Origin of the sequence: Stenotrophomonas sp. OVS01A, from assembly GCF_019969775.1 — a bacterium.
In the GTDB taxonomy this organism is placed as follows: domain Bacteria; phylum Pseudomonadota; class Gammaproteobacteria; order Xanthomonadales; family Xanthomonadaceae; genus Stenotrophomonas; species Stenotrophomonas indicatrix.
In genome coordinates this window covers 47,923-61,539 of record NZ_JAHXYV010000008.1, presented here as the reverse complement: position 1 = coordinate 61,539, position 13,617 = coordinate 47,923, and the positions used below count along the sequence as shown (strand labels likewise).

Genomic DNA, 13,617 nt, shown 5'->3' with positions numbered 1-13,617 from the left:
TCAAATGGCCGCCCGGCTCCTTTGCATCCGACATTATGCGCTGGCGGCGCTAGTAGCCGGTGACGTCGAGCACTGCGAGGGACGCGTTGTTCCCGGTATAGGTGAACCCGGTCGGCAGAGGCAGCCCATAGTAGGGACCATAGGTGCGACGAGCCGTGGACGTCATCCCGAACGTGATGGTGCCACCAATCACTGCCCCTCCGGAAACACTTACGTCCTCGTATTGCAGGTACTCCTGTGGATCGCCCCATCGCCGGAACGAATTCACCGAATCGAACGCGGAGACCAGAGGCATCACCGCCCACGCCCGACCAGGATCGAACTGTGCACTGCCCTGCCACCCGGGGCGCGTCGATGCCGAACGCAGACCTGCCACCCGTGCGGCCTTCCTGCCTGCGTCGAACATCAGCCGGCCAGCACTGTCACGGATGATCAGGCCAAAACTGCTCGGCGGTTCCTGTGGCGGCGCGTAGACATACCACTGCACCACCGCGCCGGGTGGACCGAACAGATACAGCCCGGCCGGATAGCCATCGATCTGGTTGTAGTACTGGCTGCCCACCACTGCGGTCGAGCGCACGGCCACGGAACCAGCATGGTTGCCGATGTAGCGGCTGCCTTCACTGTCCAGCGTAGCGGTACCTTGAGCGAGCATCGCCAGTGTCGGGAAGGCATCGTCGATCAGCACCGTGCCCCAGTCATTGATGATCTTGATTCCTGCGGTCATGTCAGCGCGCCCATATTTCGACAGTGCCTGGATAGCGGTCCTTCAGAGGAACATTGACATGGCGCCAGCTGATGGTGCCCGAGGCCATATCGATGGTGAAATCCGGGGCATACCAGCCGCGAGCGACCGCTGTTAGATCGGTATCCTCCGGTTGCCGAGAGAAGGGGGCGCTGCCGTCGACCGTGCTGTACTGCACGCGTGCAAGCACGCGGAACAACCGGCCCTGCGGGTCATAGCCCAGGCTGCCATCGGCGTTGAAGACCTGGATTCCTGCTGGCATCACCACACCCCCATCTGCACGCGCAGCGTTCCGGCTGCATCAAATACCTGGATCACGTTGTTGACGATGGTCAGATAGCCGCCGTTGTCGGGGCCGGTCATGGTCATCGCACCGCTCTTGTCCAACCGCCAGCGGGGCTGCCCTCGGGCACCCACTGCGTTGGACTGGATGAAATCGCCGATCATCGCGTTCTGGATCCTGCCGTTGCCGATCAATGCCTGGCTGATGAAGGTCTGTCCGTTCTCGACCACGAAAGGCGTGGTGATCTGCCCGTTCCTTTCATTGATGAGGGCGAACCGATCGGCCTGCATCAGGATCTGGCTCTGGTAACTGCCATCGGGCTGCTGCTCGACGCCCAGGCCCATGCCGGCCATGTAGATCTGCCCAGCGCTGGTGATCTGCGCCTTGACCGTATAGGTCGCGCTGACCTTGCCATCCAGGTTCACCACCGCCTGCGAGACCTGCTGCACGGCCGCGCTGACACCTTCAATCTTGCCAGGCACACCATCGATGGATGCCTCGACCGTATCCACCCGCTTGGCCAATGCCGCGTCCTTCTCGGCCATAACGCTGTAGACGGTGATGGCGCCAGCAGTAACGTCGTTCTCACCGACGTTGTAGTCCTCCTCGCCCGCGCTGTGGTCACTGACCTGGGCGAACAATCCGTCGACCTTCTGACCCTGTGCGGCCACCTTGCCATCCACGTCGGTGACATCCATCTCAAGCTGATCGACACGGCCAACAATGGCACCCGCTTCAGCAACAGCGTCGCCGATGTCCTTCCAGTGGCTGCCCGGTGGCGTTTCGTTGCCTGCGGCGCTGCCCTGCCAGCTCCAGATCCGACCGTCGTGGATGACGGACTCGCCTGGGGCGTAGGTCGCCGCCGCGTCCCAGACCAGCGGCAGCACCCCGGTGAGGCGCTCGATCTTGCCCCTCAGTTGCTGACCCAACGCGCTTTCGTTGATGCGGCCAACAAAGTAACTGTCGTAGTCGTCTGGGTTGCTGCTCGATTCGCCGATCACCCCGACATCAAGGGGATACCAAGGGCCGATGTTGCCGCTGCGATCCACCAGCCTTCCCCAGAACCAGAAACGCGCGCCCGCTGCCAGGCCGTTCATCTGGTGCTGGGCCTGCGGATAGGCGAAGTCACCGAGCTTGATCGCGCTCTCACGATTGGGACCGGTGCTGTACCAGAGTTCGGTACGCTCGGTGTCGGTTGCGCCTTCGGGGAAGCCCCAGGACAGTGCGATGCCGAAGGGGCGACTGATGCTGGTCAACGATGAGAGCGACGGCGGTGGTGTGGTCTTGCCCTCAATCGTCGTCAGCGCGCTGACCATCGGCTGCGACACCGCTCCCAGCGCATTAACTGCACGAACCCGGGCCAGGTACTGGCCGGCGTAGATGCCGCGCACTTCCAGGCTCTGCGTACCCACGCGGCCGGCACGGACCCAGTTGAGATCACCACGACGCCATTCCACGTCATAGGCAATCGCCTTGTCCGCCGCGTCCCACTCGATGGTGAGTACGGAAGTGGCGATACCCTGGTCGACGACCACATGCGAGGCCATCCGCACGTTCGCGGGTGGCGGCTGCACACTGGGTGGCACGATGCTGATCGGCGGCTGCTCCAGGCGCGTGCCATCGTCGATGGCGGCGTACTTGCCCGGCACATGCTTGAGCGCGGTGATCTGGTAGGTCAGCTCTTCGCCTTCACTGATCGACAGCACGCGGTACTGCTGCAGCGCCAGCTCCGGCGACTCCAGTGCCCAGACTGACTGCGCGACCGGTACTGCCGACCACGGCGCGGTGACGGTGACCGTCTCGCCATCAACCGACTGCACGGTACGTGCTTCGGAATGCCCATTGGGCAGCGTCGCACGCAGGGTATCACCGGCTTCAATCTTCTCCGGCGGCTGGTCCAGCACCAAGGTCCGCGCACCCGCGCTGCGGATGCGCCCTGCGTTGCGGCGACCGGCGCGGTTCGGGTCGGCCACCTGGATGATGTCGCCGGGCATGCAACCCAGGGCATCCAGCCCCACCGAGAAGCTGATCGTCTCGGTTTCCAGCATCTCGGTGTGCAGGATGTGGTTGCCCACGCGCTGCGCCTGCGAACGCGAATGGCAACCCACCGCCGTCACTTCGGTCTGGTTGATGCCATAGCGGGCGACCCCCGGCAGGTGCTGCACCACTTCGACCTTCTGCCGGCCGAAATCATCCGGATCGATCCAGGACACCAGAGCGACGGTGTGCCGCGCCGTGCGGCTGCTGCCCGCATAGTGGAAGCGGCCCTCGATGACATTGGCCTGGCTGTAGGTCAGCAGCGGGTCCTTGGGCATGTCGGCCGAAGCCATGACCTGGCCGGCTGCATAGAAGCTGATGCCACGGAACATGGTGGCGATGTCCTGCAGCACCCTGTATGCCTCAGCGCGGGTCTGCAGGTACAGGCTGCAGGTGAATCGCGGCTCCCTGCCGCCCTGGCCATCGCTGACCAGTTCGTCGCAGTAGCGGGCGATCTGGTAGAGGCGCCACTTGTCCACCCAGTCCAGCGGGATGCGATGACCCAGGCCGAAGCGATCGTTGGTGACGATGTCGAAGAAGACCCACGCCGGATTGTTGGTCCAGCCGCTCTTGAAGGTGCCATCCCACACACCGCTGTAGACGCGGGTGAGCGGGTCATAGTTGGACGGAATGCGTACGATGCGCCCCCACAGCTGATACGAGCGCGTGGGAATGTTCTGGAACTGGCTGGCATCGACCTGCACCGCCGCCAGCGCGCAGTTGGGATAGCGCAGCTTGGCATCGATGATCTCGGTCATCGACAGCACGTTGACGGTATCAGCGATGGTGCTGCTGTTGGCGTTCGCGGTCAGCCGTCGGATGCGCACCTGCCACTGGCTTCCCGCCGGAAGATCGATGCGGCGGCTGCGTTCGTACTGGCTGGTGGTCTTGCCACTGAAAGCGTCGTTCAGCACGGTGCTGAACGGGCCGCCGTCGGTGGACAGGTCCACCGCATACATGATGCGATAGCCCTCGGTATCACCGTTTTCGGTGTTGGTCTTCTGCAGCGCGGGCACCGCAAAGCGGATGCGCACGGCCGACAGATCGGCACCGGACACGGTGCGAACCACCGGCGCATCGCTGCGCAGTTCGACGTTGACGCCGACTTCATTCTCGATCGAGGGGAAGCCGCTGATGTGCTCCTGGTCCTGGGTACCGGAACGCGTCTGCACGTCCACGCCGGAGAAGTTCAGCGTGCCGTCCGGGTTCTCGATCGGCACCTGGTCCAGGTAGATCGACTGCTTGCCGGCGACCAGACCGCGGATCTCGCCTTCGCTGGCGAGGTCGATGATGCGGGCCACTGCCATCGAGTGCAGGCTGTCCGGCGTTTCCACCGGCGTGCGTGCATTGCTGGCGCCCTTCTTTGCACCCACCAGTGTGGGTATGGGTGCACTGCGCTCACGCTGTGCGGAATGAATGATCTGGTTCAAAACTGGTCCTCCGCCAGGATGCCGCCGCTGATCACGGCCGAGCCGATGAACATGCCTTTCTTGTCATGCCCGCCGTAGGCCACCGGGACAGGATTGCCTTGCGCCTGGGTGTTGACGGTGCCGTTCATGCTGTAGCTGGGGGCGTTGTCGGGGCTATCTTTTGCGCCCAGGCCTTTTGGCTGCGGGGAGAGCATCTGGGTGACGCCGCCGATAACCATGCCAACACCCATCTGGACGAATCCCATACCTGATCCCGCAGCAGCGATGTTCATGTAAACGCCAATGACGATCAGGACAACACCGAGAATGGTCTGCAGGATTCCTCCCCGCTTGCTGCCCACCATGACAGGCGCAATACGGATGTCATCCTGCCCCGGCGGGTCGTGCAACTGCTCCCGGGAGAGATTTTGTTTACCGTTGAACACGGCAAACTCCATACCCTTGGCCTTTGCACCCATCAGGTACTGCTGAAAGCCAGGCAGCATCACGCATAGGGCATGCACGGCCTCGGCCGGGCTGTTCACCGCCAGCCGGAACTTGCGCCCGAAGCGCGCGCCCAGCTTGCCGTACAGGCGGATGGTACGAAGACGGTCAGTCATGGCGCACCTCGCGATGGCGGACGATGCAACGGGTGCGCTCGGCCCACATGCCGCCGTAGGGCACGGCCTCGGAAAGACGACCGTGCAGGTGATGCAGCATCTGCCCGTCGCCCAGGTAGACGCCGGCGTGATTGGTCACCGGCGAGCGGATCTGCATCAGGATCATGTCGCCACGCCGCGGTTCGCCTTCGATCAGGTCGAAGCCTTCCGCATGCAGTCGTTCAAGGCTGTACAGGTCCTGGCCCTTGTCCCACCAGTCGTCGTCGCGGGTGTAGTCGGACAAGGAAATGCCTAGTTCGCGCGCATGGAAGTCGCGCACCAGGCTGTAGCAGTCCAGCACGCCGTGGGCGAACTGGCGGCCGACCAGCGGCGCAACATAGCCGTTCGGCTGGATGGTCTGCAGGTCACCGCATTCGGGTGCCTCGCCATCCACCTGACCGACGCTGACGATGTGCCAGGTCAGGCCACTGTGCTCGCACATCACCCGATCCGCGTCGGACGGTGTGGCAGCTGCGTCCGGATGGCTGTGCACCAGGGCCAGCACCTCGCCCTTGTCCTCGGCCACGGCATAGTCCTCGGCCGGCAGGCGGAAGTGTTCACTGGGTGTGCCCGCGAGGTTGCGGCACGGCAGATAGTGCTCGTGGCCTTCGATGGCCACGATCAGCCCGCAGCACTCGCGCGGGTACTCGGCCACGGCATGTGCCTGGATGGCCTGCAGGGTTGTTGGTTGCATGTTTCACCCAAAAAAATAGCCCGCGCGAGCGGGCCTGGAAGTGGAGAATCGGAAGCGCTGGATCAGGAGCGGAGCAGGCCGGCCGCCGGGAAGCCGCCATAGGGCAAAGGCTTGTCCTGGCCGAAACGCATCTTGCAGCTGCGCACACGGCCCCCGCACTGGTCGCGGGCGGGGTCATCGGTGGCCACGTCGTCGCCATCGGCAACCGCCGGACCGTTGTAGCCGCAGTAGGGGCCGCGGTAGCCACCGCGTACCAGCCAACCACACATGCCGGCGATGATCTGCCGGCCGGGCAGCTGTTCGCCGTTGAGATCGATGGCCGTGGTCAGTTCGAACTCCACCGTCTGCTTGTCCTCACCGACCTTGCGCTCGATGAACCAGACCTCGTCGGGGAAGTGCTCTGCCGGATCGGCGCTGGAATTTCCCTCTTCGAAGTTGGCTGCATCCAGGTACTTGGCGAGCGTCTGCCGACGGATGACACGGGCGCCGACCAGATCATCGAACAGCAGGCACATCGCGGTGATGCGGCCATCGATGTTGCTGACCCGGAGTTTCGGGTTCGGCGGCTGGTCGCTGGTTCGTTCAAAGCCGCTGGCTTCGATCGGCCAGGGGCCGTACTCCTGCCCCTGCCAGATGATCACACCGCTCTGCAGGTGCGCGTGGAAGAACAGCTGGTCGGCACCGAAACTGCTGGCGTCCAGTTCGAAGACGGTAATGCGGCCACCCGGCTCGAGTTGCTGGGCATCGGCGGTGATCATGAGGTGCGCTCCTGAGCGGTGGCGGGATAAGGCGGTACGGGATGGGACGGCTGACCGCAGGGCACGATCACACGGTGTCCGGGGCGCAGTGACGCATTGGTGGTGAAGCCGCTGACGCGGCCGGTTTCGGTCGTGATTGCGCTCATGGCTCAGAGCTCCGCGTCTGCGTGCACCAGAACCTGGGAGGTGGTCGACCACACCACGACCGCTCCGTACTGCTGCATGTTGTTGGACATCGAGGACAACACGGCCGCGTCCACGGTGGACTGCCAGCCCGGATCGCCGCCGTTGAAGTTGATGAGACTGCCTTCGGAGCCGAAGCCCACCAGGTTGAGCGCGGTGGAGGGCGAGGTGATCCTGGGCGCCACGCGCTTGCGTACCTTGAACGGGATGCAGGCGCGCGAATCGCCGTTGGCGGTGTAAGTGATTCCCAGGATCCGGTTCACATCAACTGCTTCGTAGTAGCGCTGGCACAGCAACAGTTCAAGCGCTTCGGGCCGGCGATCGAAATCGGTCGCGGTGTCACCCTCCTCGACCTGCATTTCAGCCAGATAGACCACGCCACTCTTCTGTCCCGCCCCGAACGCGCGACCTGCGAAGTTCGCGCCCGCGTCCAGCCACAGGCTGAGCTGTAGATAGCTGTCGGCGCCCAGGGTCTGCCCTGCGATGCCAGGCACATCCACGGTCAACTGGTGCCAGCGCCACATCGTATCGAGCGTGACGCCGCCGCCGATGCTGTCCCGAGCCGTTGAGCCGCCGGTGCCAAACGACTGCTGAAATTCCAGGCCCACCTTGAAGTTGTCGACCGTGGCCCGCGCCTTGAAGCTGATGGTGACGCGTTTTCCCGCGAACGTACGCACGTCCTCGATGCGCTGCTGGACGAGTGCCATGCTGTCGGCGCCGGCGACACTTTCGACGACGAGCTTCAGCAGGTGACGGGAACCTGCGATCAGCCTTCCCGCCGCACCACCGCCTGCCGCAATGTCGTCGCGCGATGCAGAGAGAGTGGTCGCGTGCGAGTTCACCAGCCAGCGATCGGCGATAGGACGGGCACCGGTAGATGCGGAAAACGCCGTACCCCTTTGCCAGACCCGGAAGTCACCGTTGATAAGGCGGTTGCGGCCTGCCATTCGGCTGTCCAGGCCGTCCACGGCGGTCTGCACGCCCTCCAGGCCTGCGTAGACGTCGGCGAAGTTGTCGTTGATCTTGGTAAACGCCGGGCGCTGCGTTTCCCCTCGCTTACCATTCGCTTGAATGGTATCGAGGTCGATGATTTTTCTTGCCATGAACGCTCCTCTAGATTCCTGTGGGCCCGCGCTCCGGCGGACCGCTGTCGGAAGTCCCGCGCACCCAGTCGAATGTCTCCGGCTGCGGTAGTCTCTGCCTGATCTGTTCCCAGGTCTGCGCATCTTCGGGCGATGCGATGGTCAGATTTGTCAATGCCAGATTGACTGCATCGCGCCACGCCACCATCGCTCGGGCCTCGCAGGAGAGTCCCGAGATCACGCTGCTGATGTAGCTACAGCAGCTTTCTATGGATGTATGCCCCAGTGTCTGGACGTACTCGCACATCCATTGCTCCGCCTGGCGGCGCAGCAGATGGAGGTGCTCGGTGGAACCCGCCGGGTAGGGCGGCGGCGCTGGCGAGGGCGCGTTGCCAGCCAGGATCCACGTCTCATAATCTCGCCACATCCAGTGGCCACGCGGAATGAACGCTCCGGTGCCTGTGCACTTGATGATGTCCGGATCGTGCGTCAGTTGATACATGTCAAAGCTCCGCATCTGCAGTCCAGTGGAAGGAGGAACCCCAGTTCCCGGGTGCCGACACATAGTTGACCTGGGCTCCGGACTGGCCTGGGTTGACGATCGACGTCACCGTGCCGGCACCACCAGATGCACCAGAGACCTGGCTGACGGCACCGGTTGTGTCGTTGTAGACGGTGTAAGCAGGCGTCGCCCGCTTCAGTACGCGGCAGCGGATGTGCGAGGTACTGCCCACGCCGACCGAGCGGTCATAGAACTGGTTGTCCCGACCGGCCCCATCAGCGGTGCCAGGCGGTACATCTATGTTGTAGCTCTTCTCGAAGTAGCGCTGGCACAGCAGCAGCTCCAATGCGTCTGGTCTACGCTCGAAGTCGGTGGCTGCAGCGCCATCTTCCAACTGCACCATCGCGATGTCGAAGTTTCCTGTCTGATGCCCCAGGCCTGGAACCCGATTGCTGAAGTCCGGACCGGTGGACATCCACAGCGAGACCCATGTGCAGTGTCCGGCACCGTTGGTGTTCTTTCCGGAAACACTGGGTACATCGAACGTCATCGTGTACCTGCTCCAGGTTCCTGTCAGCGTGGCGATGCCAGCAAACATCTGTGTCGAGGAGTCCTGACCACGGAAATCCTGCTCGATTTCCACGGCAATCTTTGATCCGGGCGCTGCCTTCGCATAGAAGGAAAGCGTCAGCTTCCTGCCACTGAGCAGTGTTACGTCTTCGATCAATTGCGAAACGCGCTGGTAGCTGTTCCTGGCCGAAGAGGCGCCTACGTTGACATTCATGTACCAGCGCGGATTGCCAGGAACTGCGGTCTGCCCCGGCTCCAGCGGGAAGCGCGCCATTGAAAGCGTTCCGTTGCCGTTGTCACGCTTCCAGCGATCGGCCAGATAGTTCGAACCTGTGCCCTGTGCCAGGCCCCACCCGCGCTGCCAGAAGCGGAAGTCACCATTGACGAGGTAGTTCCTGGCCAGTGATCTACCGGCCAACGCTGCATCCAGGGCTGCTGGAATTGCCGTGACGGCCTCTTGAGCGTCCTTCAAACCGCTATACACCTCGGCAAAATTGTCGTTGATCTTGGTGAACGCCGGCCGCTGTGTCTCGCCTCGTTTTCCATTCGGTTGAAGGGAATCGAGGTCGATAATCTTTCTTGTCATGTCGGGATCCTATTGTTCTGGTGAGAGACCGCTACGGATCAGAACTCAGCGTCGGCCCACCAATGCCACCAGCCGCCCCAACGCCCTGCATTGTTCGACCAGCTGACTTCGTAGCCTGAGTTGGACGCATAGTTCACAACGCACGGCACCCTTGAGATGTTGTCTTCGGCGATATGTCCATCCTGCTGCACGGTGTCGGCCGAGATTATTTTCACGTTGGGATGCGCGCGCTTGGAGGTCTGAAATCGGACGCTCTGGTAGTGGGCGATACCCGGTGTATTGGATGAGAACGCCTCGCGCCCTTCGTTGGTGACCGTGTTCGGCGGTACGTCCAGCTTGTAGCTCTTCTCGTAATAGCGTTGGCAAAGTGCCAGCTCCACACCCGCTGGCCGCCAGTCGAAACGCGACGCCGTGCACCCTTCTTCGACCTGGAACTGGGTGAAGCCAAACGAGCCGTTCTGCCCCACCAGCTCCCCGCCCTGGCCGGTACCGCACAGGTCGAACACCACGTACAGATGATCGTTTCCATTGCTGCCGAGCGTCTTCCCTTTGGTGCTCGGCACCGTCACGGTGACGCTGTGGCGCGCTGCTGTCGCGCCCAGTGTGAGAACGCCGGCTTCGGTCACCACTTGAGGTGCGGGCGAGCCACCCGTTCCGAAATCCTGAATGACACGTACGCCTACCTTGCGTCCCGGTACGTCGCTGTTTGCCCATACCGATATCGTGATATCACCGCTTGCACTACGGACGCCCTCGATCCTCTGTCCCATCCAGGCACCACTGGTGGCGACAGCACCGGAAACCGTGCAAACGAGGATGGAGCGGGTATCCTCCGGGTAGCCTGCCTGCTGGCCGTCATAGACGACGCGCTGGATATCCTGATTGCAGCTCAACGCGGAGTTGGAGAAGCGGTCGGCAAAGAAGGTTTCAGCCCCCAATGTTCCTGACCCACTGCCGACCCGACCGGAAGTCCGGCGCTGCCAGAACTGCAGGCCGCCGTTGATGAACAGGTTCCTTCCCGGGATGCGCTCGATGATCACCGCGTCGATGCTTTGCGGGATCGTCGCCAGGGCATCGTAGACCTCTGCGAAGTTCTCGTTGATCTTGGTGAAGGCCGGGCGCTGTGTTTCACCCCGCTTTCCATTCGGTTGAATGGAATCGAGGTCGATGATTCGTCGTGACATTTCTGCTGTTTCCTTGTCTTTTCGGGGATTGCACCAAAGCAGCGCATTCCGCAGTGGTGCTCGCGGATCTCAGATTTCCGCGTCCAGACTGATTCCGGTACCCGCGTCGGCGGAGTCTGCGCTCTGCAGGATCCCGGCCTGACCGGCAGCGGCTTCGTTCAAGGACCCGATGATGGTCATCCTCGTCGAAGACACTTCGACCGCGTTGAGCGCCGTCAGGCTCGTCGCCCCCGATCCCGTAAGGAGTCGCCACTGCGGCAGGTTTGAGAATCCGACCGCGGGGATGGTCCGCATCCGCTGGCTGAATGGATAGATCAGGTACACCTTGTTGTCACCACGGATGAGGCCGACACCCGCGTTGAAGCGAACTCCGCCGTCAAAGGAGGAGCCCGTGGCATCGGCCTGGTAGTAGCGCCGACAACGCTGTACTTCTTCGTCCAGCGGACGCCATTCGAAAGCCGTGGCCGTAGCGCCGCGCTCCCACTGGAATTCTCCGAAGTAGACCTGGCCATGCTGCGCGCCAAGGCCGGCGGTGCGGTTGGCAAACTGCGTGCCCGCAGATACCCACACGCACATTACGGCGGCACCTTCATCAGATAGTTTTTTTCCCGAGATGGAGGGCAGCGTCACTGTCTTGCGGATTCTGTTCAGGCCAGGAGCGAGCTCGAAAATCTCAGGTGCAACGGCCAGTACCGGGGCGCTGCCCGTTGCGCCGAAGGTCTGCGCGAACTCCAGTGCGATCCTGCGCCCCCCCGCACCTGCATTGAATACCAGGAAGGACACCGTGCTTGGGGTATCGGCGAAGGTTCGCACGTCCTCCACACGTTGCTCGAACACGAAGAAATGCTTCTCTGCGTCGGTGTTTCCACTCGAGCTGACGGACAGCGTGTACTTGCTCCGGGGAAAATTGTTGTCCCCCATAGCCGTGGGGTTCCGCCTGAATACCGGATCGGCGATGCCCTGCATCTGAAGGAACCAGCGATCGGCCGTGTACCTTCCCGATGTGTTGAAGCTGGTAACCCGCTGCCAGCAGTCGAAATTGCCATTGATCAGGCGATTTCTTCCCGAGACCGCACGTGCGACCGCCTCGGGAACTGCATCCACCGCCAAGGCCACTTCCTTGAAATTCTGGTTGATCTTGGTGAAAGCGGGGCGCTGCGTTTCGCCCCGCTTGCCGTTGGGCTGGAGGGTGTCCAGGTCGATCTGCTGAAGATCCATGTCCGCTCCTACGGCTGATACGTCTGTTCGAACGTCGCAGTGATGCTGAACACCGATCCACCCAGATGGCTGTCGGTATAGGTGTCGCAGCCATACAGACCAGTGCCCAGCGGGCCCCGCCAGAAGAAGCTCTGGCCCACATGGCCATCCAGGAACGCAACGATCTCGTTGATCGTGCTGCGATTACCGACGAACTGCAGCTGGTAGCTGCGCAGGCGGGCATTGAGCCCATCCGGTGCGGCTTGTGCGTATCCATCGCCGAAGCGCGCGCGCTTGACGGTGGCAGTGGTGGTGCCAGTGCTCTGGCTGGTTGCTGCCCAGGTAAAGGTGTCGGTCATCGTGCTGCACTCCTGCTGAGGACGCCGCCAGCCTTCATGTCACGCATCTGCAGATCACGGTATTTTCGCTCCACGAACTGGCCGATCTCGTTGCCGAACTGCTGCAGCATGCTTTCGTTGCTGGTGACTTCCTTGCCACCGTTGTTGTCGATGCGGATATTGACTCCCACCCCGCCACCGCCACCGGCACCGTGTGCCGCCACTCCCAGGCGGCCATCGGGCCCGCGCTGCAGCGGCATGATCGCTTCAGGCCCCGCTTCACCGAACACGCCGGCGCCCTTGGCGAATGCGAACAGCTGTGGCGTGTTGTAGATACCGCCGGAGTAGGCCGACAGACTCGGCGATTGGTAGACACCACCCTTGGCGTTGGCCTCCACCCCCGTGCCATAACCGAGCATGCCCGTGATCTTTTTGACGCCCCAGACGATTGCCTGCTGGATGGCGATCATCTTGAGGTCGGCGATGATCGACTTGGCCAGTTCCTTGTAATTGGACTTGCCCGTCTTCACGAAGCTCTGCAATGCGGCCTCGGCTCCGGTGAATGCCTTGGAAAATGCATCCTGGGTGGTCTTGGCGGAGTTCTCGGTTTTTTCCATGTACTCGCCGAGCGCGCTGCCGAAACCCTTGCGGAACCCCGAAAACCCCTTGGCGTCCTTGTCATCCTTGCCGCCCTTGGTATCACCTGCCTTGGCATCGCCGGCCTTGGCATCCTTGGGAACTGCCACGCCTGCTGCAGCTGCCGCCGCGTCCGTCGCAACGTCCTTGGGCGCCAGGTCGACCCCCATCAGGCCAGCGATCTTCCTCGCTCCCCAGACCAGAGTCTGCTGTGCGGCAATCATCTTCAGGTCGGACAGGATGGACTGGGCCAGCTCCTTGTACTTGGACTTGCCGGTGGTCACAAAGCTCCGCAGCGCCTCGTCGGCGCCAGTGAATGCCTTGCCGAAGGCCTTCTTGGCGGCCGTGGCGGTGTTCTCGGTCTTGCCGATATAGTCGCCGAGCGCGCCGCCCAGACCCTTGCGGATGCCCGCCAGGCCCATGTCGTCCTTTTCCGCCTTCTCCTCCGTCTTCGCGGCCTTGCCGGCGTCACCGCCCGTTGCGGCCGTAGCAGACTTCGCCGCCGCCTGCATTTGCGTGTTCAGGGCAGTCAGTTGCGTGGACAGGGCGGTGACCAGCGAGGCGCTGGTTGTCAGCACGGCGTTGAATGCCTGCTGCACCGTATTGATCTTTTCCAGCTGCCGCTGGAACTCCTGTGTGGTGCCGGTCATCTCGGTCATGCTGCGCCTTGCTGCCTGCATGGCCGTTTCCAGTGCATTGCTGGCGTCCACGGTGGCCCGTGTGCTGCCAGGCGATGTAGTGCTCATTGAGTGTT

Annotated in this window: 13 protein-coding genes; all 13 read right to left on the bottom strand. The window is 62.6% G+C overall.

Annotated elements, in window-relative coordinates:
* Positions 1 to 49: 49 nt before the first annotated feature.
* The 13 genes from LC407_RS19390 to LC407_RS19330 all read right to left on the bottom strand — a co-directional run bounded on the left by LC407_RS19390 (position 50) and on the right by LC407_RS19330 (position 13,522).
* Positions 50 to 727 (bottom strand): hypothetical protein, encoded by a 678-nt coding sequence (locus tag LC407_RS19390; RefSeq protein ID WP_134831864.1) that lies wholly within the window; start codon positions 725 to 727, stop codon positions 50 to 52.
* 1 nt (position 728) lies between these two features.
* Positions 729 to 1,007 (bottom strand): hypothetical protein, encoded by a 279-nt coding sequence (locus tag LC407_RS19385; protein ID WP_033832795.1) that lies wholly within the window; start codon positions 1,005 to 1,007, stop codon positions 729 to 731.
* On the bottom strand, positions 1,007 to 4,495 hold the full coding sequence (locus tag LC407_RS19380) for a host specificity protein J (RefSeq protein ID WP_223483432.1): 3,489 nt from the start codon (positions 4,493 to 4,495) through the stop codon (positions 1,007 to 1,009). Before LC407_RS19380 ends, LC407_RS19385 begins: the two co-directional genes overlap by 1 nt.
* Positions 4,492 to 5,094, bottom strand: coding sequence for a tail assembly protein (locus LC407_RS19375; RefSeq protein WP_080150377.1), 603 nt, complete (start codon positions 5,092 to 5,094; stop codon positions 4,492 to 4,494). Before LC407_RS19375 ends, LC407_RS19380 begins: the two co-directional genes overlap by 4 nt.
* A complete protein-coding gene (locus LC407_RS19370) occupies positions 5,087 to 5,827 on the bottom strand; it encodes a C40 family peptidase (protein WP_080150375.1) in 741 nt (246 codons plus the stop codon). Before LC407_RS19370 ends, LC407_RS19375 begins: the two co-directional genes overlap by 8 nt.
* Before the next feature lie 62 nt (positions 5,828 to 5,889).
* The gene (locus tag LC407_RS19365; protein ID WP_025875707.1) at positions 5,890 to 6,585 is read right to left on the bottom strand and encodes a phage minor tail protein L; all 696 of its coding nucleotides are present in this window, start codon (positions 6,583 to 6,585) and stop codon (positions 5,890 to 5,892) included.
* Positions 6,586 to 6,734: 149 nt separating this feature from the next.
* Positions 6,735 to 7,871: a hypothetical protein gene (locus LC407_RS19360; protein WP_080150374.1), complete on the bottom strand. Its 1,137-nt coding sequence runs from the start codon at positions 7,869 to 7,871 to the stop codon at positions 6,735 to 6,737.
* Between the two features lie 10 nt (positions 7,872 to 7,881).
* Positions 7,882 to 8,352, bottom strand: a complete 471-nt coding sequence (locus tag LC407_RS19355; RefSeq protein ID WP_223483431.1) for a hypothetical protein — start codon at positions 8,350 to 8,352, stop codon at positions 7,882 to 7,884.
* A 1-nt stretch (position 8,353) separates the two neighbouring features.
* On the bottom strand, positions 8,354 to 9,508 hold the full coding sequence (locus LC407_RS19350; RefSeq protein WP_140393523.1) for a carbohydrate binding domain-containing protein: 1,155 nt from the start codon (positions 9,506 to 9,508) through the stop codon (positions 8,354 to 8,356).
* A gap of 38 nt (positions 9,509 to 9,546) precedes the next feature.
* Positions 9,547 to 10,692 (bottom strand): hypothetical protein, encoded by a 1,146-nt coding sequence (locus LC407_RS19345; protein WP_223483430.1) that lies wholly within the window; start codon positions 10,690 to 10,692, stop codon positions 9,547 to 9,549.
* Positions 10,693 to 10,761: 69 nt separating this feature from the next.
* On the bottom strand, positions 10,762 to 11,910 hold the full coding sequence (locus LC407_RS19340; RefSeq protein ID WP_223483429.1) for a hypothetical protein: 1,149 nt from the start codon (positions 11,908 to 11,910) through the stop codon (positions 10,762 to 10,764).
* An 8-nt stretch (positions 11,911 to 11,918) separates the two neighbouring features.
* Positions 11,919 to 12,248 (bottom strand): phage tail protein, encoded by a 330-nt coding sequence (locus LC407_RS19335; RefSeq protein WP_025875719.1) that lies wholly within the window; start codon positions 12,246 to 12,248, stop codon positions 11,919 to 11,921.
* Entirely contained in the window at positions 12,245 to 13,522 is a 1,278-nt protein-coding gene (locus LC407_RS19330) for a phage tail tape measure C-terminal domain-containing protein (protein WP_223483428.1), read from the bottom strand. Before LC407_RS19330 ends, LC407_RS19335 begins: the two co-directional genes overlap by 4 nt.
* Between the last annotated feature and the right edge of the window lie 95 nt (positions 13,523 to 13,617).

Bases quoted from the DNA above. Each gene is read 5' to 3' on its own strand.
- LC407_RS19330 (WP_223483428.1), bottom strand. From the start codon at position 13,522: ATGACCGAGATGACCGGCACCACACAGGAGTTCCAGCGGCAGCTGGAA.
- LC407_RS19370 (WP_080150375.1), bottom strand. From the start codon at position 5,827: ATGCAACCAACAACCCTGCAGGCCATCCAGGCACATGCCGTGGCCGAG.
- LC407_RS19385 (WP_033832795.1), bottom strand. From the start codon at position 1,007: ATGCCAGCAGGAATCCAGGTCTTCAACGCCGATGGCAGCCTGGGCTAT.
- LC407_RS19390 (WP_134831864.1), bottom strand. From the start codon at position 727: ATGACCGCAGGAATCAAGATCATCAATGACTGGGGCACGGTGCTGATC.
- LC407_RS19350 (WP_140393523.1), bottom strand. From the start codon at position 9,508: ATGACAAGAAAGATTATCGACCTCGATTCCCTTCAACCGAATGGAAAA.
- LC407_RS19340 (WP_223483429.1), bottom strand. From the start codon at position 11,910: ATGGATCTTCAGCAGATCGACCTGGACACCCTCCAGCCCAACGGCAAG.
- LC407_RS19345 (WP_223483430.1), bottom strand. From the start codon at position 10,692: ATGTCACGACGAATCATCGACCTCGATTCCATTCAACCGAATGGAAAG.
- LC407_RS19355 (WP_223483431.1), bottom strand. From the start codon at position 8,352: ATGTATCAACTGACGCACGATCCGGACATCATCAAGTGCACAGGCACC.
- LC407_RS19335 (WP_025875719.1), bottom strand. From the start codon at position 12,248: ATGACCGACACCTTTACCTGGGCAGCAACCAGCCAGAGCACTGGCACC.
- LC407_RS19365 (WP_025875707.1), bottom strand. From the start codon at position 6,585: ATGATCACCGCCGATGCCCAGCAACTCGAGCCGGGTGGCCGCATTACC.
- LC407_RS19375 (WP_080150377.1), bottom strand. From the start codon at position 5,094: ATGACTGACCGTCTTCGTACCATCCGCCTGTACGGCAAGCTGGGCGCG.
- LC407_RS19360 (WP_080150374.1), bottom strand. From the start codon at position 7,871: ATGGCAAGAAAAATCATCGACCTCGATACCATTCAAGCGAATGGTAAG.